This is a genomic window from Pseudomonas sp. P8_229 (assembly GCF_034008635.1).
Classification (GTDB): Bacteria; Pseudomonadota; Gammaproteobacteria; order Pseudomonadales; family Pseudomonadaceae; genus Aquipseudomonas.
Map to the genome: position 1 here is coordinate 2,459,437 of NZ_CP125378.1, position 20,471 is coordinate 2,479,907.

Sequence of the window (20,471 nt, forward strand, 5' to 3'; positions counted from 1 at the left end):
GCAGCTCAACACCCGGGCTTAGTTAACCTTGGCGTTCAACTCACCCTTCAAATACCGCTGGAACATCGCTTCCAACGAGATCGGCTTGATCTTCGAAGCATTACCCGCAGTACCGAACGCTTCATAACGAGCGATACATACGTCGCGCATCGCCGTCACAGTCGCGCCGAAGAATTTACGTGGGTCGAATTCGCTCGGGTTGGTGGCCATCAGGCGACGCATCGCACCGGTGGAGGCCAGACGCAGGTCAGTGTCGATGTTGACCTTGCGCACGCCGTGCTTGATGCCTTCGACGATTTCTTCAACCGGTACGCCGTAGGTTTCTTTGATGTCGCCGCCGTACTGGTTGATGATCGCCAACCACTCTTGTGGCACCGACGAGGAACCGTGCATCACCAGGTGGGTGTTCGGGATGCGTTTGTGGATTTCCTTGATACGGTCGATGGCCAGTACGTCACCGGTAGGTGGCTTGGTGAACTTGTAGGCGCCGTGGCTGGTGCCGATGGCGATAGCCAGGGCATCGACCTGAGTGCGTTTGACGAAGTCAGCGGCTTCTTCCGGGTCGGTCAGCATTTGGCTGTGATCCAGAACGCCTTCGGCGCCGATGCCGTCTTCTTCACCGGCCATGCCGGTTTCCAGCGAACCCAGGCAGCCCAGCTCGCCTTCTACCGAAACGCCGCAGGCGTGCGCCATGGCCACGGTTTGTTGGGTAACGCGGACGTTGTAGTCGTAGTCGGTCGGGGTCTTGCCGTCTTCGCCCAGCGAGCCGTCCATCATCACCGAGCTGAAGCCCAGTTGGATCGAGCGCTGGCAGACGTCAGGGCTGGTGCCGTGGTCCTGGTGCATGCACACCGGGATGTGCGGGAATTCTTCGATCGCGGCCAGGATCAGGTGACGCAGGAACGGCGCGCCGGCGTATTTGCGAGCGCCGGCCGAAGCCTGGACGATCACCGGGGAGTCAGTCTTGTCAGCGGCTTCCATGATGGCGCGCATCTGCTCAAGGTTGTTGACGTTGAAGGCTGGAACGCCGTAGCCGAACTCGGCTGCGTGGTCCAGCATCTGGCGCATGCTGATAAGTGCCATTGTGTGTGTCTCTCCCGGTTGAGGGTCGTTAATCGTGCCAGCCTGCCGGAGCGGCGGCGGCTATTCAAGTGATTGCAGATCGGGGGTCGAGGCCCGGTCTGGTGATTCGATAAAGCCAATCTTGGAAACCTGCACAGTCCCTGTGGGAGCGAGCCTGCTCGCGAAAGCAATCTTGCAGTCGCTGATGCAGTGCCTGTCAGACCGCTTTCGCGAGCAGGCTCGCTCCCACATTAGAACTGTGGTGTGTCAATTACTGCGCCTTGCAGCCACGCCCGATCAGGTCATTGGTGGCAACCCAGTACACCAGGCCTTCGTCACCCTTGACGTGAAACGCCAGCATGCCGTCGCTGTACAGCGTGCCCGAGGCGCCCGGCTCTTCTTTCAGGCGATAGACCTGATCACCGCCGCCGAGTCGAACATCGACTTCCTTCTGGCCGGCATCGGCGTAGCGCCACAGCACTTTGGCCTGGCTGTCGCAGGTCCATGTCGTCCAGCTGTCCACAGGGGCGGACGACTGAAACAGGTTCATCTGCGCGCAACCGCCCAACAATGCCAACGCCGCAATGGCGATCAAGCCTTTCATCCGTGTTCCTCGACTGACGGCGCACGCCGCCAGCCCTGAGTTAAAGAGTCAGACCCGTCAAGGACAACCATGTTCCTTGGCCGGGGTTTGCGTCTCGTATTTGTCCAGACCGTCCGGCCCCGAGCGCTTGTTCAGCACCGGGTTGGTTTCAGCCTGCCAGTCGGCCTGGTAGCAGCCTTTCTGCGCCTCTCCCGGCGCAGGCGTCGCCTCGGCCTTCGGGTTACTCCCGCAGGCCGCCAGCGTACCGGTCAGCAACAACAGCGCTAACGACTTGACCATGTGAACACTCCTTTGCCTGGCCAAACGGGCGGCCTCAGGCCTTGGCCCGGCTTTCCAGGACTTCAACGGCTGGCAGCACCTTGCCTTCGACGAATTCGAGGAACGCGCCACCACCGGTGGAAATGTAGGAGATTTGCTCAGCCACGCCATATTTATCGATCGCGGCCAGGGTGTCGCCACCGCCCGCGATGGAGAACGCGGCGCTGTCAGCGATGGCTTGCGCCAGCACTTTGGTGCCGTTGCCGAACTGGTCGAATTCGAACACGCCAACCGGACCGTTCCACAGAATGGTTTTCGACGATTTCAGCAGTTCGGCGAAGTTGGCTGCGGTTTGCGGGCCGATGTCCAGAATCATGTCGTCCGCTGCGACGTCAGCGATCAGCTTGACGGTCGCTTCGGCGGTTTCGGCGAATTCCTTGGCCACCACGACGTCAACCGGCAGTGGCACGCTGACCTTGGCGGCGATGGCGCGTGCGGTGTCCAGCAGGTCCGGCTCGTACAACGACTTGCCCACCGGGTGACCGGCCGCAGCGAGGAAGGTGTTGGCGATGCCGCCGCCGACGATCAGTTGATTGCAGATCTGGCTCAGGCTGTTCAGCACGTCGAGTTTGGTCGACACCTTGGAACCGGCAACGATCGCCGCCATTGGTTGCGCCGGAGCACCCAGGGCTTTGCCCAGTGCGTCCAGTTCAGCGGCTAGCAGCGGGCCGGCAGCGGCGACTTTGGCGAACTTCGCCACGCCGTGGGTCGAGCCTTCGGCGCGGTGAGCAGTGCCGAAAGCGTCCATCACGAACACGTCGCACAGGGCGGCGTATTGCTGTGCCAGTTCGTCGGCGTTCTTTTTCTCGCCCTTGTTGAAACGCACGTTTTCGAACAGCACGATGTCGCCGGCCTTGACGTCAACGCCGCCCAGGTAATCGGCCACCAGCGGCACTTCACGGCCCAGCGCCTTGCTCAGGTAGTCAGCGACTGGCTTGAGGCTGTTCTCGGCGGAGAACTCGCCTTCGGTCGGACGGCCCAGGTGCGAGCAGACCATCACGGCTGCACCTTTTTCCAGGGCCAGCTTGATGGTCGGCAGCGAAGCCAGGATACGCGCATCGCTGGTGACAACACCGTCCTTGACTGGGACGTTGAGGTCTTCGCGAATCAATACGCGCTTACCTTGCAGATCGAGGTCGGACATCTTCAACACGGTCATGGGTCGCACTTCCTGAGTAACTGTTCTTAGAGAGCAGGTTTTTTTGAAATCGCTGTTTGCAGATAGTGTTCTGCAACGTCCAGCATTCGGTTGGCAAAACCCCATTCGTTGTCGAACCAGGCCAGGATGTTCACCAGTTTGGGGCCGGAAACACGGGTCTGACTGGCATCGACGATGGCCGAATGTGGGTCATGATTGAAATCACAGCTGGCGTGCGGCAACTCGGTATAGGCCAGCAGTCCCTTGAGCGGACCACTGGTGGCGGCCTCGCGCAGGATCCGATTGACCTCACCCGCGTCGGTCGCGGTGGCGGTCTGCATCGTGATGTCGAGGCAGGACACGTTGACCGTCGGCACGCGTACGGCTTTGGCCTGAATTCGCCCGGCAAGTTCCGGCAGCAAGCGCTCGATACCACGCGCCAGACCAGTGGACACCGGGATCACCGATTGGAACGCCGAACGGGTGCGGCGCAGGTCTTCGTGGTGATAAGCGTCGATCACCGGCTGATCGTTCATCGCCGAGTGAATCGTGGTGATCGACACGTAATCCAGGCCAATGGCCTTGTCGAGCAAACGCAACAGCGGCACGCCGCAGTTGGTGGTGCAGGAGGCGTTGGACACCAGCAGTTCGTCGCCAGTCAGGCAGTCCTGATTGACGCCGTAGACGATGGTGGCGTCGACATCCGCCTCGCTGGCCATCGGCTGCGAAAACAACACGCGCGGTGCGCCGGCGTCGAGAAAGCGCTGGCCGTCTTCACGGGTGTTGTAGGCACCGGAACACTCAAGCACCAGATCGACGCCCAGCGACGCCCAATCGATGCCTTCGGGGGTAGCACTGCGCAGGACCTTCACGCAGTCGCCATTAATATGCAGACAATCGCCTTCTACTCGCACTTCGCCGGGAAAGCGGCCGTGAGTGGAGTCGAAGCGTGTCAGGTATTCGATGCTGGCCATGTCCGCCAGATCGTTGATCGCGACAATTTCAAACCCGGCTTTCTCGCCTCGCTCAAACAACGCACGCAAGACGCAACGACCAATCCGGCCGTAGCCGTTGAGTGCAACTTTGTAAGGACGCGGTTGAGGCATGGGGTTCTCGATTACCGTGGTGAATCCGTTATTGCAGTGGTGTCTGAGCCACCGATTTCGCGAGCAAGCCCGCTCCCACATTGGATCAGGGTTGTGAACACTGTTTGTGTCACACAACAAATCCCCCTGTGGGAGCGGGCTTGCTCGCGAAGGCGTCCGTCCAGACGACGCGACTCCTGGATCAGTCTTCCAGCAGTTCTTCAGCCTGACCCAGGATGTTTTCCAGGGTGAAGCCGAACTCTTCGAACAGTGCCGAAGCCGGAGCCGATTCGCCGTAGGTGGTCATGCCGATCACGCGACCTTCCAGGCCCACGTACTTGAACCAGAAGTCGGCGTGTGCCGCTTCGATCGCGATACGCGCGCTGACCTGCAACGGCAGCACCGCTTGCTTGTAGCCAGCATCCTGAGCATCGAACACGCTGGTGCAAGGCATGGAAACCACGCGCACCTTGCGACCCTGCTCGGTCAGTTTGTCATAGGCCTGAACCGCCAGACCCACTTCCGAACCGGTCGAAATCAGGATCAGCTCAGGCTCGCCTGCGCAGTCCTTCAGCACATAACCACCGCGGCTGATGTCGGCGATCTGGGCAGCGTCGCGTTCCTGATGCTGCAGGTTCTGACGCGAGAAGATCAGCGCCGACGGGCCGTCTTTACGCTCCAGCGCGTTTTTCCAGGCCACGGCCGATTCAACGGCATCGGCTGGACGCCAGGTGTCGAGGTTCGGTGTGGTACGCAGGCTGGTCAGTTGCTCGATCGGCTGGTGCGTCGGGCCGTCTTCGCCCAGACCGATGGAGTCGTGGGTGTAGACGTGGATCACTTGCTTCTTCATCAGCGCGGACATGCGCACGGCATTGCGGGCGTATTCCATGAACATCAGGAAGGTCGCGCCGTAAGGCACCAGACCGCCGTGCAGGGTCACGCCGTTCATGATGGCGGTCATGCCGAATTCGCGCACGCCGTAGTACATGTAGTTGCCGCTGGCGTCTTCAGCGCTGACGCCCTTGCAACCTTTCCACAGGGTCAGGTTGGAGCCGGCGAGGTCAGCCGAACCGCCGAGCAGTTCCGGCAGCAGCGGGCCGAACGCGTTCAGGGTGTTCTGGCTGGCTTTACGGCTGGCGATGGTTTCGCCTTTGGCCGCGACTTCAGCAATGTAGGCGCTGGCTTTTTCGGAGAAGTCAGCCGGCAGCTCACCGCTCAGGCGACGCACCAGTTCGTTGGCTTCGGTCGGGAATGCTGCGGAGTAAGCAGCGAAACGCTGATCCCACTCGGCTTCGACTGCGCGACCTTTTTCCTTGGCATCCCACTCGGCATAAATGTCGGCCGGGATTTCGAACGGGCCATGGTTCCAGTTCAGCGCCTTGCGGGTCAGAGCGATTTCCGCGTCACCCAGTGGGGCGCCGTGGCAGTCTTCTTTACCTTGCTTGTTCGGCGAACCGAAACCGATGGTGGTCTTGCAGCAGATCAGGGTCGGCAGCGGGCTCTTGCGCGCGGTTTCGATGGCGGTCTTGATCTCTTCCGGATCGTGACCGTCAACATTGCGGATCACTTGCCAGTTGTAGGCTTCGAAACGCTTCGGGGTGTCATCGGTGAACCAGCCTTCGACTTCGCCGTCGATGGAGATGCCGTTGTCATCGTAGAAAGCGATCAGCTTGCCCAGACCCAGAGTACCGGCCAGGGAAGCAACTTCGTGCGAAATGCCTTCCATCATGCAGCCATCACCCAGGAACACGTAGGTGTGGTGGTCAACGATGTTGTGGCCAGGACGGTTGAACTGCGCGCCCAGAACCTTTTCTGCCAGAGCGAAGCCCACAGCGTTGGCCAGACCCTGACCCAACGGACCGGTGGTGGTTTCAACGCCTGGGGTGTAGCCGAATTCCGGGTGACCCGGGGTACGGCTGTGCAGTTGACGGAATTGCTTGAGGTCGTCGATCGACAGGTCGTAACCGGTCAGGTGCAGCAGCGAGTAGATCAACATCGAGCCGTGGCCGTTGGACAGCACGAAGCGGTCACGGTCGGCAAACGATGGATTGCTCGGGTTGTGCTTGAGGTAGTCGCGCCAAAGCACTTCGGCGATATCTGCCATACCCATAGGGGCACCGGGATGGCCGCTGTTGGCTTTTTGCACGGCATCCATGCTGAGGGCACGAATGGCGTTGGCACGCTCACGACGGCTAGGCATCGCTGATCTCCTGAGTGTGAATAATCGAAACGGAAAAAAGGAGGGCATTTTCCCTCACCGGAGCGCCTCGGGGCAATGACAGATAGTCATCCGGAGGCGTTTTTCCCATGGTTAACAGTGGATTCTGTGGGTGAAACCTTTCCGCTGTTCGTTTGTAGAGTTAACCAGCCAGTGAGAAGTGCCATCTATCGAGCAATATCAAAACTTTTTGATATTGCTCTTGCGGCGATTTCCCACCGTCACTAGACTGCTGCCCCATGAACTTACGCGTGCCTTCCATTCGCCATGACGATTGCGACGAGCTGGCGGCCCTGTGCAAGGCCGGTGGCGACCCGCTGCGCCTGAATGTATTGCGCGCGCTGGCCAACGATTCGTTCGGTGTACTGGAACTGGCGCAGATTTTCGGCATCGGTCAGTCCGGTATGAGTCATCACCTTAAAGTGCTGGCCCAGGCTGATCTGGTGGCAACGCGCCGTGAAGGCAACGCGATTTTCTATCGCCGCGCCTTGCCCCACACCGAACTGCTGGGCGGCAAGCTGCACGCGGCATTGTTAGAAGAAGTCGACAATCTGGCGCTGCCGGATGACGTACAGGCACGCATCGCTCAGGTACACGGGCAACGCGAGGCGGCCAGCCAGGACTTTTTCGCCCGGGTCGCGGAGAAATTTCGCGCCCAGCAAGACTTGATCGCAGGCCTGCCGCAGTACCGTGACAGCGTGCTGGCCCTGCTCGACAAACTGAACTTCAATGGTGCTGCCACGGCCATTGAAGTCGGCCCCGGCGATGGTGCTTTTCTGCCGGAACTGGCTCGTCGCTTCGGCACCGTAACCGCGCTGGACAACAGCCCGGCGATGCTCGATCTGGCGCGTCAGGTATGCGTTCGTGAACAGCTGGCTAACGTCAGCCTGCAATTGGCCGATGCATTGAATGGCACAAGCCTTCAGGCCGATTGCGTGGTACTGAACATGGTGTTGCACCATTTCGCCGCGCCGGCCGAAGCGCTCAAGCACATGGCCGGCCTGCTGCAACCGGGCGGTAGCCTGCTCGTGACAGAGTTATGTAGCCACAACCAGAGTTGGGCCAGGGAGGCCTGCGGTGATCTGTGGTTGGGGTTTGAACAGGACGATTTGGCCCGTTGGGCCACCGCTGCGGGACTCGTTCCCGGGGACAGCCTCTATGTAGGCTTACGTAATGGTTTCCAGATCCAGGTTCGCCACTTTCAGCGACCGGCTGGCGACACTCACCATCGGTAAATTCAGGAAAACATCGAGATGAGCGAATACTCCCTCTTCACCTCCGAGTCCGTGTCTGAAGGACATCCGGACAAAATCGCCGACCAGATTTCCGATGCGGTGCTGGACGCCATCATTACCCAGGACAAACACGCACGCGTTGCGGTGGAAACTCTGGTCAAGACTGGCGTGGCCATCGTTGCCGGTGAAGTCACCACCAGCGCCTGGGTCGATCTGGAAGAGATCGTGCGTAACGTGATTCTCGACATCGGCTATAACAGCTCCGACGTCGGCTTCGACGGCGCGACCTGCGGCGTGATGAACATCATCGGCAAGCAGTCCCCGGACATCAACCAGGGTGTTGACCGTGCCAAGCCTGAAGATCAAGGCGCCGGCGACCAGGGCCTGATGTTCGGCTACGCCAGCAACGAAACCGACGTTTTGATGCCAGCCCCGATCACCTTCTCGCACCAACTGGTGCAGCGCCAGGCCGAAGCCCGTAAATCGGGCCTGCTGCCTTGGCTGCGTCCGGACGCCAAGTCGCAAGTGACTTGCCGCTACGAAGGCGGCAAGGTTGTCGGTATCGACGCTGTTGTTCTGTCGACCCAGCACAACCCTGAAGTGTCGTACAAAGACCTGCGCGAAGGCGTGATGGAGCTGATCGTCAAGCACGTGCTGCCTGCCGAACTGCTGAGCAAAGACACCCAGTTCCACATCAACCCGACCGGCCAGTTCATCATTGGCGGCCCGGTAGGTGACTGCGGTCTGACCGGTCGCAAGATCATCGTCGACAGCTACGGCGGCATGGCCCGTCACGGCGGTGGCGCGTTCTCCGGTAAAGATCCATCGAAGGTTGACCGTTCGGCTGCCTACGCTGGCCGTTACGTTGCCAAGAACATCGTCGCTGCCGGCCTGGCCGAGCGTTGCGAGATTCAGGTTTCCTACGCGATCGGTGTAGCTCAGCCTACTTCGATCTCGCTGAACACCTTCGGCACCGGCAAGATCAGCGATGACAAGATCGTCAAACTGGTACGTGAAGTGTTCGACCTGCGTCCATACGCAATCACCACCATGCTCGATCTGCTGCACCCGATGTACCAGGAAACTGCAGCCTACGGCCACTTCGGTCGTGCTCCGCAGACCAAGACTGTTGGCGAAGACACCTTCACCACGTTCACTTGGGAAAAAACCGACCGCGCCGACGCCCTGCGTTCCGCTGCTGGTCTGTAAGACGTCCCCGGCTGCACAAAAAGCCCCGCACGGTTCGCGCCGTGCGGGGCTTTTTCATGCCTGAAATACTTTTCTGATTTCAACCCAAAATCCTGTGGGAGCCGGGCTTGCTCGCGATGAGGCCAGCTCTGAGGCCCTGAGTTTCAGCTCGGAAACACGATGCAAAACACCCACCCGGTGCTGCTCAAAATCCTGACTAGCCTTCAAGCATTCCCCCTGAGCAAGGACGCTCACCATGCTTGCCACGCTGCGCCTGTTTTCAATTGTTCTGCTGAGCATCACCCACCTGATTGCTTATGCCGCTTGCCCCGATTGGTCCGCCGCCACCGCAACAAACGAAATCACCGCCCTGCAAAAAAAGATCGACCAATGGGACGACGCCTATCACCGCGAAGGCCGTTCTCTGATTGCCGACGACCTCTACGATCAAACCCGCTTGCGACTCAACGTGTGGCGCCAGTGTTTCCAGCAGCCACCAGCGCCCGAACCTTTGCGCAGCGCATCTGGCCCAATCGCGCATCCTGTCGCGCACACTGGTCTGGATAAACTGCACGAAGCAGCAGCCGTACAGGCGTGGTTGAAGGACCGCCGGGATGTCTGGGTCCAACCCAAGGTCGATGGCGTCGCAATAACACTGATCTACCGTCGCGGCCTGCTGCAACAAGCGATCAGTCGTGGCGACGGTATCAGCGGTCAGGACTGGACGGCGTCGGCGCAAAAGATCGCGGCCATTCCGCAACAATTGACGCAGCCCCGTGATCTGCTGGTGCAGGGCGAACTCTATTGGCGCCTGACCCAACACGTGCAGGCCCGCGCCGGCAGCGTCAATGCCCGCGCCACCGTTGCCGGGCTGATGAACCGTAAAACCCTGAGCGCCGAGCAGGCAGCCGGGATTGGTCTGTTCGTCTGGGATTGGCCACAGGGGCCAGCGGCGCTTCCTGAAAGAATAGCCATGCTGACGACACTGGGTTTCGCCACGACGGCGCCGTTCAGTCAGGCCATCGCCAACCTTGAGGACGCCCAGAAGTGGCGCGAGCACTGGTATCGATCACCCCTGCCTTTCGCCAGCGACGGCATTGTCCTGCGCCAGAGCCTGCGCCCACCGGCCGAGCGCTGGCAGGCGAGTGCCCCCTACTGGGCCGTCGCCTGGAAATACCCGTTTGCCCGGGCCCTGGCCGAGGTGCGCAAGGTTAATTTCAAAATCGGCCGCACCGGCCGCATCACACCGGTGCTGGAGCTGACGCCGGTCATGCTCGATGACCGGGAGATCAAACGCGTCAGCGCCAGTTCGCTCAAGCGCTGGCGGGCGCTGGACATCCGCCCCGGCGACCAGGTGGCAATCAGCCTGGCCGGGCTTACGATTCCGCGGCTCGACAGCGTGGTGCTGCGAACGGCCGAGCGGGCCGACATCGAGATTCCCGAGGCAGGGGATTTCCACACCTTGAGCTGCTGGCAACCGACACCCGGCTGCGAAAGCCAGTTTCTCGCGCGCCTGACCTGGCTCAGCGGCAAGCAAGGGCTGGCAATGCCCCATGTGGGTAAAGGCACCTGGGAGAAACTTCTGGAGACAGGCCGCGTGAACAACCTGCTGGATTGGTTGACCCTCGATGAGCCAGAGCTTGCTAACATTGCCGGCTTCGGCGAACGCAGCAGTGCGCGCCTGATACTCAGTTTTCACAGTGCCCGCCAAAGGCCTTTCACACAGTGGCTCAAAGCGTTGGGCCTACCACCGACAGGTGAGGTTCAACTGGCTGATTCATGGCAGGCACTGGCACAACGAAATACCGAACAATGGCAGGCTGAAGCCGGAATCGGCCCCGGACGCGCAGCGCAATTGAGCGCATTCTTTCGCGACCCGCAGGTGCTGGCCATCAGCGAACAATTACGTGCCGCCGGAATCGACGGTTTCTGAACATGCAATCCCCGCACGCCGGGAACCCAACGGCCGTCGAGGCGCTCCAACTGCGCAGCGCCCGACTGACCCGATTGCCTTTGCACATGGAGCTTTTATGAAACTTCTTTCACCGCTCGCCCTGCTGACCCTCTGCGCCATGATGGCCGCCCCCGTGATGGCTGACGAAGATGCCCCGGGCCTGACCGGTTGCGCCGCCAAGAAACAGGGCATCACCAACCAGATCGAACAAGCCAAGTCCCGCGGCAACGCCGATCAGCAAGCCGGCCTGCAAACGGCACTGGATGAAGTGACGAAGAACTGCACCGATGCCGGCCTGAAGAAAGAACGCGAAAACAAGGTGCTGGATGCCAAGCACGAAGTCAGCAAGCGTCAGGCCGACCTCGACAAGGCGATGAAAAAAGGCGATCCGGAGAAGATCGACAAGCGCAAGAACAAGCTCGCCGAGTCGCGCAAGGAACTGCAGGACGCGCTGGACCAATTGGATAAGTAAGCATTCAGTGTTGCGGTGACTTTCAGACCGTTTTCGCGAGCAGGCTCGCTCCCACAGGATTGGCGATGAACCTTGTGGGAGCGAGCCTGCTCGCGATGACGTCAATTCAAACAATAGAGATCAATGATCCCGAAACTCTTTATGGCAAGCGCTGCAGGCATCTTCAACTTTCTGCACCGCCGGCCCCAGGTTACTGGCCTTGTAGGGCTGAACCTTGCTGGCGATCACCAGTTCACCGGTGGCCGCTTCAAGGTTGCGGGCCAATTCTTGAAAGCGTGCCTGACGCAGCCAGACATCATCCTTGGCACTGGTGTGATCTTCTTCGCGCACCTGCGGGAAATGCTTCCACGGTTCATGCGACAACGCATCGAGTTTCAGCGCACCGTCGGCGAATTTCGGCCCGTCGAACGCAATGCGCCCACGCAACATGCCGCCCAGCTCTTCGCCGGTCTTGAGCATTTGTTTGAAGATCGCCTTGCGTTGACCCAGCGGGGAATTCGGATCGACACCGCCACAGGCGGACAAGGTCAGACAGGCCAGCAATACAACAGAAATTCTTTTAAGAGTCATGGTGGCTTCAGGTCACGGAATTCGGCGGCCAGTATCCTCGCGTCGCCGACAAACACCAATAGCCCTATTAAAAATACGGGTTGCCGGAGCGCATGGAGCACTCGGGCAACCGACACAGGAATCACTCCATGAACAGCCGTTTCAAGGCCTGGCGTCACCCACTGATCGCAACCCTGCCGTTGCTGGCAATCCTTGCCGGCTGCACAGGCGGCGACACCGCCAAACCGAAAACCCACGCCTTGGCCACTTACTCCAGCGCCACCTGGGAAGCCCTTCCGGCCGTGTCCGACAGCGATCTGGTCGCCGGCTTCGGCTCATGGCGCAGCGCTTGCACCCGGCTCAAGGCCGACCCGATCTGGGGCGGGACCTGCACTGCGGCAGCCAATGTGCCGCAGAGCGCCAGCGAAATCCGCGCCTTCCTCAAGCAGAACCTCGACGTGTTCGGCCTGCGCGCCGAGCATGACAACCCGAACGGTCTGATCACCGGTTACTACGAACCGGTCTACCCCGGCAGCCTGACGCCCACAGACGCCGCCAACGTGCCGGTGTACGGCGTGCCTGAAGACATGATCATCGTGTCGCTGGACAGCATTTATCCGGAGCTCAAGGGCAAGCGCCTGCGTGGCCGCCTCGAAGGTCGGGTGCTCAAGCCGTATGACGACGCCGCGACCATCGAATCCAAAGGCGTGAAAGCGCCGGTGGTTGCTTATCTGACCGACCCGATGAACCTGCAATTCCTGCAGATCCAGGGCTCCGGGCGGATTCAGACGGCGGACGGTAAACAACTGCGTATCGCCTACGCCGACCAGAACGGCCACCCGTATCGACCGATAGGTCGCTGGCTGGTGGAACAGGGCGAGCTGAAGAAAGAAGACGTGACCATGAGCGCGATCAGCAACTGGGCCAAGGCTAACCCGTCACGCATTCCGGAACTGCTTGGCAGCAACCCGAGCTATGTGTTCTTCACCCGCAATCCCGACAGCAACGAAGGCCCGCGCGGCTCGCTGAACGTGCCGTTGACTGCCGGCTATAGCGCGGCGGTGGATCGCAAGGTGATTCCGTTGGGCAGTCTGTTGTGGCTGTCGACCACCCGCCCCGACGGCACGGCGCTGGTGCGTCCGGTCGCGGCGCAGGACACCGGTGGTGCGATTGTCGGTGAAGTGCGTGCGGATCTGTTCTGGGGCACCGGCGACGCAGCCGGGCAACTGGCCGGCGACATGAAACAACAGGGGCAGATCTGGATGCTCTGGCCTAAGGGGGCGGCGTTGCCGCAAGTGCCCCAAGTCGCCGACACTCCCAAAGACAAATCCTGAGTTGTTCAGCGTCTGACAATTAGCTATCGCGAGCAGGCTCACTCCTACAGGGGGACACGTTCCAATGTAGGAGTGAGCCTGCTCGCGATGGCGCCGGTAGCTACAAGCAAAGAATCAGACAGACACAAAGAAGAACGAAGCAATCAACCCCATCCCGACAAACCACACCAGCGACCGCAGAATCGCCCAGTCCGCCAGATAGCAGATGATGTACAGCAGGCGACTGGTGATAAACATCACCGCCAGCACATTCACCGTCACCAGCTGCGCGGTGCCTACCAGATGCGCGACAATCACCGCCGCGGCAAACGCCGGGGTCACTTCGAAACTGTTCAACTGCGCCGCATGCGCCCGTCGGGCCACGCCGTTCAGACTTTCCAGAAAGTCCCGGGGATCATGGTTGTCGCTCAGTCGGTAGCCGCCCACGGCCTTGGCCACGGCTGTGCAGATATAGGGCAGGAAAATCGCAATCAACACGCACCACAGAGCTACCGTCATAAAGCCGTCCTTCTTTGAGTGATGGAAAATGGCGGGCGGTCAGAACTTCATCACCAGCATGCCGATCAATACCAACCCACAGGCTAAGAGCCGCGGTCTGCCGAAAGGTTCTTTCAGGTAGCGCATGCCGAACAACACCACCAGGATCACGCTGATCTCGCGCAATGCCGCCGCCTCGGCAATCGAGCCCAACTGCATCGCCCACAGCACCAGAGCGTAGCTGAACAACACGCAGAACCCGACCGCCAGCCCCAGTTTCCATTGCTCGCGCCAGAACACCAGAAACGCCGGGCGTTTGGCGAACCATGCGAGCAACGGAAACGGCCAGGCGCTGAGCAGCGTGACCCAGACCAGGTAATCCAGCGGATGCGACCAGCGCCGTAAAGCCTGGCCGTCGATGTAGGTATAGCAACCGATGCACAGCCCGATCAGCGCCACCACCGGCAGCATCGACCACGGCAAATGCTTCCCGCCGCCGCCCTGCCAGAGCAGGCAAGCCATGCCCAACGGAATCAGCATGATGCCGAAGATCTGCTGCGCGCTGAGCACTTCGCCGGCGAAGATCAGGGTCAGCGCCAGCACCACCAGCGGCGACAAGCCACGCATCAGCGGATAGACCAACCCGAGGTCGCCGACCCGATAAGCCTGAATCAACAGATAGCGATAGAGCAGCTCGAACGCCGCCGAAGCCAGAATCCACGGCCAGATGTCCAGCGGCGGCAGGCTGATAAAGGGTGACACCAGCGCCACGAACAACAGCGCCACCGTGTCCATGCACGCCACTACCAACAACCGTTCGGCGCTGAACTTGATCAGGGTATTCCACGTCGCATGCAACAGCGCCGCCATCAACACCAGAACTGTCGCCAGCACGTCTCACTCCTTGATTTTTTTGTTGACCCTACACCAATGTGCGCGGCTGACCAACCGAGGGGACAGGATTGTGTCCCCACCCCGAATCAGCCCATCCAACCTTTGCGCCGAAGAATCGGGGCGCTGTCTTTCCACCTTCATCCAAAGGACCCCGGATGCTTGAACTCGTAGCCGCTTTCATCTGCCTCACCACCCTCCTCACTTTCGTGAACTACCGCTTCATCGGCCTGCCGCCGACCATCGGCGTGATGGTCACCGCACTGATGTTTTCCCTGTTGCTGCAAGGCCTGAGTGTGCTCGGCTACCCCGGCCTGGAAGAACGCGTGCAGCAACTGATCGGCCAGATCGACTTCGGCGATCTGCTGATGAACTGGATGCTGTCGTTCCTGCTGTTCGCCGGCGCTCTGCACGTCAACCTGAACGACCTGCGCAGCTACCGCTGGCCGATCGGCCTGCTGGCGACCTTCGGCGTGCTGATTGCCACCGCCGTGATCGGCAGCCTTGCCTATTACATTTTTGCCCTGTTCGGCTGGCACGTGAGCTTCCTGTATTGCCTGCTGTTCGGCGCGCTGATTTCGCCGACCGACCCGATCGCGGTGCTCGGCGTATTGCGTACGGCCAACGCCTCCAAGCCGCTGAAAACCACCATCGTCGGCGAATCGCTGTTCAACGACGGCACTGCAGTGGTGGTGTTCACCGTGCTGCTGGGCATCGCCCAACTGGGCGAGACGCCAACGATCAGCGCCACGGCCATGCTGTTCGTGCACGAAGCCATTGGCGGCGTGCTGTTCGGTGGGCTGATCGGTTATCTGGTGTACCGGATGATCAAGAGCGTCCAGCAGCATCAGATCACGGTGATGCTGACCCTGGCGCTGGTGATCGGCGGTTCGGCGATGGCCACCGAGCTGCACGTCTCGGCGCCGATTGCGATGGTGGTGGCCGGTCTGATCATCGGTAACCTGGGGCGCAACCTGGCGATGAACGACATGACCCGCAAGTACCTCGACGGTTTCTGGGAACTGCTCGATGACATGCTCAACGCCCTGCTGTTTGCGCTAATCGGCATGGAACTGTTGCTGCTGCCGTTCAACTGGGCGCACGTGGCGGCGGCCAGTCTGCTGGCGCTGGCGATTCTGCTCTCGCGCCTGCTCACCGTGGCCCCGGCCATCGTCCTGCTGCGCCGCTGGCGCACGGTGCCGCGCGGGACCATCCGCATCCTGACCTGGGGCGGTTTGCGCGGCGGTGTCTCGGTGGCACTGGCGCTGGCCCTGCCGCTGGGTCCGGAGCGCGATCTGCTGCTGAGCATCACCTACATCGTGGTGCTGTCGTCGATCCTGTTGCAGGGTCTGACCATCGGCAAACTGGTCAAGCACGCCACCCGTGACGAGCCAGCCACAGCGGCCGGGCCCGCACACTGACGCAGCACTGTGGCGCCGTCGCGGGATACCTTCATGGCGAGCCGCAGAGTAATTCGAGCAGATGCCGCATCGCCAACGGGCGGTGCGGCGTCGAGCCGTGCATCACCACCAGTTCTCGCGAATAACGCTGACCATCCTCCACCGGCAAGACATACAGTCCGTCGAGCGCCATCCCGACCCATTGCGGCACCAGTGACACCCCCATCCCCTGAGCAACGAGCATGATGATGGTTTCCAGCGCATCCAGCTCACACAGCACATTCGGCTCGATCGCCTGCTCGTCGAGGTATCGCTGAGCGATCTGTCCGCCCCATGAGCGTGCGTCATAACGAATGAATGGACCTTCGCGCAGTAGAGTTTCCAGCGACTGTCCGACGCGCGCGGCGGGCGCAACCAGAATCAGCGGCTCAACCTTGAGCACAGCCAGGGCCAATGCCTTCGGCGGCTGGAACGGCGGTCTGACCAGAATCGCCGCGTCCAGCTCGGCGTTGAGCACTTTTTCGTAAAGGCTTCGTGAGTCACCCGGTGTGATCTTCAACTTTAGATCCGGCGCGGAAATCGCCAGCCGCTCGATCAAGGCTGGCAACACCCCGGTCAGCGCCGTCGAGATTGCGCCGATCTTTACTTCACCGACCAACCCGTCGAGGTGCAAGTCGTCCTGCAACGCCTGCGCCTGTTCGATGATCGCCCTGATCTTCGGCAACATCAGCAGGCATTGATCCGAAGGGCGGGTCGCATGGGCCGTGCGCAGTAACAACGTGCAGCCCAGCGTACGTTCGAGGGCCTGGATACGCTGACTGATGGCCGCAGCCGTGCGATTTTCCCGCCGCGCGGCCGCCGCAATCGAACCGTTTTCAACCACGGCAACCAGGCTTTTCAGAAACCGAACATCCATAAGTTTTCCTTTCGCTCAGAACAAGGCGAAGCCGTTTTGCCCCGCCGCGGGGCCTGTTTACCCTGAACGCTCCTTCACTCAGGGATATCCCATGAACAGACCCTTTCACGCTGCATACCACGTTTGCGATCTGCAACAGACGCGGATTTTTTATCGGGATGTGTTGGGCTGCACCGAAGGCCGCAGCACCGAGACCTGGATCGACTTCGACTTTTTCGGCAATCAGCTTTCACTGCACCTGGGCGAACCTTTCGCCACTACCCGCACCGGACAGGTCGGCGAGCACAAGGTATTGATGCCACACATGGGCGTGGTGCTGCCGCTGGAAGAATGGCTGGCATTGGCCGAGCGCCTGACACGCCTTGGCACTGCTTTCGAGATCCCGCCGATGATCCGCTTCGCCGGCGAACCCGGCGAGCAACGCACGATGTTCTTTCTCGATCCCAGCGGCAATCCGCTGGAAGTCAAAGGCTTCAAGGACTTCAACGGTCTGTTCGCCCATTGATTCCACCCCCAACAAACACAAGAAAAAAGGGGCACAACATGAGCAACAAGAAAACCACCGGTCTGGTCACTCGCATCATGATCGGGCTCGCCGCCGGGGTCATTGTCGGCATCCTTCTCAACCAGTTTCCCGAATACAAGGGCTGGTTCATCGACAATCTGCTGCAACCGGCAGGCGATTTGTTCATCAGACTGATGAAGATGATCGTGGTCCCGCTGGTGTTTGCCTGCATGGTGGTTGGCATTGCCGGAGCCGGCAGTACCAAGGCGCTGGGCAGGGTCGGAATCAAAACGCTGGTGTATTTCTTCACGATCACCAGCATCGCCATCGTCTTCGGACTGGTCGTCGGCAATGTATTCCAGCCCGGCGCTGGCGCGGACTTCAGCAGTACCTTGCAGGCACCGGTCAGCGGACTCGCTACTTCGGGCGAAACGCAAAACCTTGGCCGCACCTTGGTCAATATCGTTCCCGACAACATTGTCCTGGCCATGTCTCAGGGCAAACTATTGTCGGTGCTGTTTTTCGCCATCCTGTTCGGCTGCGCCCTGTCGATGCTGCCCGAGCAGCAGAAAGCGCCGTTGATCGCAGTGATGCAGGCGGTCTCGGACACCATGTTCAAGGTCACGCACCTGGTCATGCACTATTCACCGATCGGCATCTTCGGCCTGATCGGCGTCACCGTGGCGAGCTTCGGTCTAAGTGCCTTGCTGCCACTGGCCAAGCTGATCGGCATCACCTACGTGGCGGTGTTGCTGTTCGCGCTGTGCGTGTTGGGTGTGGTGGCGCGAATGGCCGGGATCCGTTTTTTCCACCTGATCCGCGAAATACGCAGTGAACTGCTGCTGGCTTACAGCAGTGCTGCATCGGCCACGGTGATGCCGCAGTTGATCGAGAAAATGGAGCGTTACGGGGCACCGCGCCCGATCACCAGCATGGTCATTCCATTGGGTTACTCGTTCAATCTGGACGGCGCATCATTGTTCGCAGGGCTGGGCACGTTGTTCATCGCCCAGGCTTACGGCATCGAGCTGGGCCTGGCGGATCAGGCGATGCTGGTGTTGATCATGGTGCTGACATCGAAAGGCGCGGCGGGCGTACCGGGGTTCATGTTCATCATTCTGACGGCAACACTGACTGCCGCCGGGTTGCCGGTGGAAGGCGTGGCGATCATCGCCGGCGTCTACCGCTTGATGGACATGCCGGTGACAGCACTCAATGTATTGGGCAATGCGCTGGCGCCGCTGGTCATCGCGCGCTGGGAAGGCCAGCTCAAGGCACCGCAGAGCGAAGCGGTCATAGCGACGGTCAGTCCACCGTTCAAGGCCTGACGCTATTTGGCCTTGCTGTCGGCGTCATCCTCGCGGGGTTCGTCAGAGTCTGGTTTATCAGTCTTTGGCGCCCCGCTCTCGCTGCGGATCTGCGCATGGCTGATCAGGGCGAAAATGAAACTGCCGCCGATGATATTCCCCGCCAGCGTGGGCCCGGCGAACACCCTCCAGAAATCACTCCACGGCAATTCGCCGGCAAACACCAGATACGACACTTCCGCCGAACCGACCACGATGTGGGTGAAGTCGCCCAGCGCCATCAAATAGGTGATGAGGATGATGATCCACATCTTGGCGCTCTCCATGGACGGGATCATCCAGACCATGGTGGCGATCATCCAGCCGGAGACGATGCCCTTGGCGAACATCTGGCTGGCGTGGTTTTCCATGACCTTGCGGCCGTTTTCAAGGAAGGCGTGATCGGTCTTGCTGTCGAAGATCGGCAACTCGAGCATCACGTACGCCACCAGAATCGTGCCGCACAAATTGCCGAACAGGACGACGCCCCACAACCGGATCAGCCGACCGAAGTTGCGTATCGTTGGTTTGGTCATGACCGGCAGGACCGCAGTCAGGGTGTTTTCGGTGAATAGTTGCTGGCGGGCAAGGATCACCGCCAGAAAGCCTGCGCAGTAGCCGAAACTGGCGATCACCTTGAATTCGTCGCCCTCGGGCAGGCGTGAGTTGAGCAGGCCCATGCCCATCAGCGACAGGCCCATGGTCAGCCCGGCAGCAAGCGCCGACCACCACAATGCAGCAATGCTGCGCTCCAGCTCCTGGTCGCCCTGGGTGCGGATGATTTCATGCAGAACCGCCGCGCGCGGCGGCTGGTTTTTCTCGACTTCGTGTTGCTCCTGGGCCGAGAGGTCGGGGGTCTTGCCGTCTGTCGGGGTGCTCATGGCGTGGGAACCGTGGGGGGCTTTTAGCTACGACCCCCGTCGTTCACAGCTGTTCACTGAGCAGATGAATCTTCGGTGGATACAAAACCGCATTCGCGAGCAAGCCCGCTCCCACAGTTGACCGAGATGCGGGGCAGCACGCGGTCTGATGTGGGAGCGGGCTTGCTCGCGAAGGGCGCACCGCCGATGTCACTTGGTGACTAATTCATCTTCCTGAAACTGATCTTTCACATATTTGATTTCAGTGCGCCCGTGCGGTGCCGGCAGACCGTCTTCACCGAGGTTGACGAAGACCATCTTCTCCACCGTGAGGATGCTCTTGCGGGTGATCTTGTTGCGCACCTCGCAAGTCAGGGTGATCGAGGTACGGCCAAACTCGGTGGCGGTGATGCCCAGTTCGATGATGTCGCCCTGGCGCGAGGCGCTGACGAAGTTGATCTCGGAAATGTACTTGGTCACCACGCGCTGATTGCCCAACTGGACGATGGCGTAGATCGCCGCTTCTTCGTCGATCCAGCGCAACAGGCTGCCGCCGAACAGGGTGCCGTTGGGGTTCAGGTCTTCGGGTTTTACCCATTTGCGGGTGTGGAAATTCATGTTCACTCCTGAGCGTTTGCCGAAAGATGACGCCATCTTGGCAGACCGAGCGGTCAGGCTCCATGAGCCTTCTACTATGGTCGCTATTAGCGATCTTCATTTGGCCGACAGAAACCCTTTGGAAGATCAGTCTAGACGGCTATAATCGCCACCGTTTCAAAACGGTCATCTTCAATTGGTACCGTTTTCCCGCCACCTGTCCGAGGGGCGCTGCAGCAGGTTCAACCTGTCAGGCTCGGATGGGGCGTTGACTGGCTCAGGCCAGACACTAAACGCACAACGGCGCCCATTCGCATACATT

The 20,471-nt window shown here is 60.4% G+C and carries 20 protein-coding genes and 1 riboswitch; of the genes, 8 read left to right on the forward strand and 12 right to left on the reverse strand.

The genetic code is table 11. From position 1 onward, the window contains the following. Positions 1-18: 18 nt before the first annotated feature. The 6 genes from fba to tkt all read right to left on the reverse strand — a co-directional run bounded on the left by fba (position 19) and on the right by tkt (position 6,407). Positions 19-1,083 (reverse strand): class II fructose-bisphosphate aldolase, encoded by a 1,065-nt coding sequence (fba, locus tag QMK55_RS11145; protein WP_019694035.1) that lies wholly within the window; start codon positions 1,081-1,083, stop codon positions 19-21. A gap of 250 nt (positions 1,084-1,333) precedes the next feature. Beyond that, positions 1,334-1,666, reverse strand: coding sequence for an MliC family protein (locus tag QMK55_RS11150; RefSeq protein ID WP_102357758.1), 333 nt, complete (start codon positions 1,664-1,666; stop codon positions 1,334-1,336). A gap of 57 nt (positions 1,667-1,723) precedes the next feature. Further along, positions 1,724-1,945: a hypothetical protein gene (locus QMK55_RS11155; RefSeq protein WP_102357757.1), complete on the reverse strand. Its 222-nt coding sequence runs from the start codon at positions 1,943-1,945 to the stop codon at positions 1,724-1,726. Between the two features lie 34 nt (positions 1,946-1,979). Next, positions 1,980-3,143 (reverse strand): phosphoglycerate kinase, encoded by a 1,164-nt coding sequence (locus QMK55_RS11160; protein ID WP_102357755.1) that lies wholly within the window; start codon positions 3,141-3,143, stop codon positions 1,980-1,982. 26 nt (positions 3,144-3,169) lie between these two features. Continuing rightward, positions 3,170-4,228: an erythrose-4-phosphate dehydrogenase gene (gene epd / locus QMK55_RS11165; protein ID WP_102357754.1), complete on the reverse strand. Its 1,059-nt coding sequence runs from the start codon at positions 4,226-4,228 to the stop codon at positions 3,170-3,172. A 181-nt stretch (positions 4,229-4,409) separates the two neighbouring features. Next, positions 4,410-6,407 (reverse strand): transketolase, encoded by a 1,998-nt coding sequence (tkt, locus tag QMK55_RS11170; RefSeq protein WP_320329181.1) that lies wholly within the window; start codon positions 6,405-6,407, stop codon positions 4,410-4,412. A gap of 257 nt (positions 6,408-6,664) precedes the next feature. Between tkt and QMK55_RS11175 the strand changes: the two genes are divergently transcribed. From QMK55_RS11175 to QMK55_RS11190, 4 genes are all read left to right on the forward strand, one after another. Beyond that, positions 6,665-7,660, forward strand: a complete 996-nt coding sequence (locus QMK55_RS11175; RefSeq protein WP_320329182.1) for a metalloregulator ArsR/SmtB family transcription factor — start codon at positions 6,665-6,667, stop codon at positions 7,658-7,660. Positions 7,661-7,678: 18 nt separating this feature from the next. Further along, entirely contained in the window at positions 7,679-8,869 is a 1,191-nt protein-coding gene (metK, locus tag QMK55_RS11180; protein ID WP_102357749.1) for a methionine adenosyltransferase, read from the forward strand. Between the two features lie 235 nt (positions 8,870-9,104). Continuing rightward, positions 9,105-10,781, forward strand: a complete 1,677-nt coding sequence (ligB, locus tag QMK55_RS11185) for an NAD-dependent DNA ligase LigB (RefSeq protein WP_320329183.1) — start codon at positions 9,105-9,107, stop codon at positions 10,779-10,781. 97 nt (positions 10,782-10,878) lie between these two features. Then, positions 10,879-11,274, forward strand: a complete 396-nt coding sequence (locus QMK55_RS11190) for a DUF1090 domain-containing protein (protein ID WP_102357746.1) — start codon at positions 10,879-10,881, stop codon at positions 11,272-11,274. Positions 11,275-11,394: 120 nt separating this feature from the next. On the opposite strand, the gene QMK55_RS11195 is transcribed toward QMK55_RS11190, so the two are convergent. After that, the gene (locus QMK55_RS11195; RefSeq protein WP_102357745.1) at positions 11,395-11,844 is read right to left on the reverse strand and encodes a c-type cytochrome; all 450 of its coding nucleotides are present in this window, start codon (positions 11,842-11,844) and stop codon (positions 11,395-11,397) included. Positions 11,845-11,972: 128 nt separating this feature from the next. On the opposite strand from QMK55_RS11195, the gene QMK55_RS11200 reads away from it, so the two are divergent. After that, positions 11,973-13,157: a murein transglycosylase A gene (locus tag QMK55_RS11200; protein ID WP_320329184.1), complete on the forward strand. Its 1,185-nt coding sequence runs from the start codon at positions 11,973-11,975 to the stop codon at positions 13,155-13,157. A gap of 114 nt (positions 13,158-13,271) precedes the next feature. Here QMK55_RS11200 and QMK55_RS11205 read toward each other — a convergent pair whose 3' ends face one another. Beyond that, positions 13,272-13,655 (reverse strand): MAPEG family protein, encoded by a 384-nt coding sequence (locus tag QMK55_RS11205; protein WP_102357742.1) that lies wholly within the window; start codon positions 13,653-13,655, stop codon positions 13,272-13,274. 39 nt (positions 13,656-13,694) lie between these two features. Then, complete coding sequence (locus QMK55_RS11210; protein ID WP_320329185.1) at positions 13,695-14,528, reverse strand: EamA family transporter; 834 nt, start codon at positions 14,526-14,528, stop codon at positions 13,695-13,697. Between the two features lie 155 nt (positions 14,529-14,683). On the opposite strand from QMK55_RS11210, the gene QMK55_RS11215 reads away from it, so the two are divergent. Continuing rightward, a complete protein-coding gene (locus tag QMK55_RS11215) occupies positions 14,684-15,946 on the forward strand; it encodes a cation:proton antiporter (RefSeq protein ID WP_102357739.1) in 1,263 nt (420 codons plus the stop codon). A 31-nt stretch (positions 15,947-15,977) separates the two neighbouring features. Here the strand turns inward: QMK55_RS11215 and QMK55_RS11220 are convergent, their stop codons facing one another. Continuing rightward, positions 15,978-16,841 carry a LysR family transcriptional regulator gene (locus QMK55_RS11220; RefSeq protein ID WP_320329186.1) on the reverse strand — a complete coding sequence of 288 codons (864 nt, stop codon included), beginning with the start codon at positions 16,839-16,841 and terminating at the stop codon, positions 15,978-15,980. Positions 16,842-16,932: 91 nt separating this feature from the next. On the opposite strand from QMK55_RS11220, the gene QMK55_RS11225 reads away from it, so the two are divergent. Together QMK55_RS11225 and QMK55_RS11230 are read left to right on the forward strand one after the other, a co-directional pair. Then, on the forward strand, positions 16,933-17,346 hold the full coding sequence (locus QMK55_RS11225; RefSeq protein WP_320329187.1) for a VOC family protein: 414 nt from the start codon (positions 16,933-16,935) through the stop codon (positions 17,344-17,346). Between the two features lie 38 nt (positions 17,347-17,384). Further along, on the forward strand, positions 17,385-18,674 hold the full coding sequence (locus tag QMK55_RS11230; RefSeq protein ID WP_320329188.1) for a cation:dicarboxylate symporter family transporter: 1,290 nt from the start codon (positions 17,385-17,387) through the stop codon (positions 18,672-18,674). A gap of 2 nt (positions 18,675-18,676) precedes the next feature. On the opposite strand, the gene QMK55_RS11235 is transcribed toward QMK55_RS11230, so the two are convergent. After that, the gene (locus QMK55_RS11235; RefSeq protein WP_320329189.1) at positions 18,677-19,573 is read right to left on the reverse strand and encodes a formate/nitrite transporter family protein; all 897 of its coding nucleotides are present in this window, start codon (positions 19,571-19,573) and stop codon (positions 18,677-18,679) included. A gap of 189 nt (positions 19,574-19,762) precedes the next feature. Further along, positions 19,763-20,170, reverse strand: coding sequence for an acyl-CoA thioesterase (locus QMK55_RS11240; protein WP_016984776.1), 408 nt, complete (start codon positions 20,168-20,170; stop codon positions 19,763-19,765). A gap of 196 nt (positions 20,171-20,366) precedes the next feature. After that, positions 20,367-20,465, forward strand: a riboswitch (S-adenosyl-L-homocysteine riboswitch). Positions 20,466-20,471 lie beyond the last annotated feature (6 nt).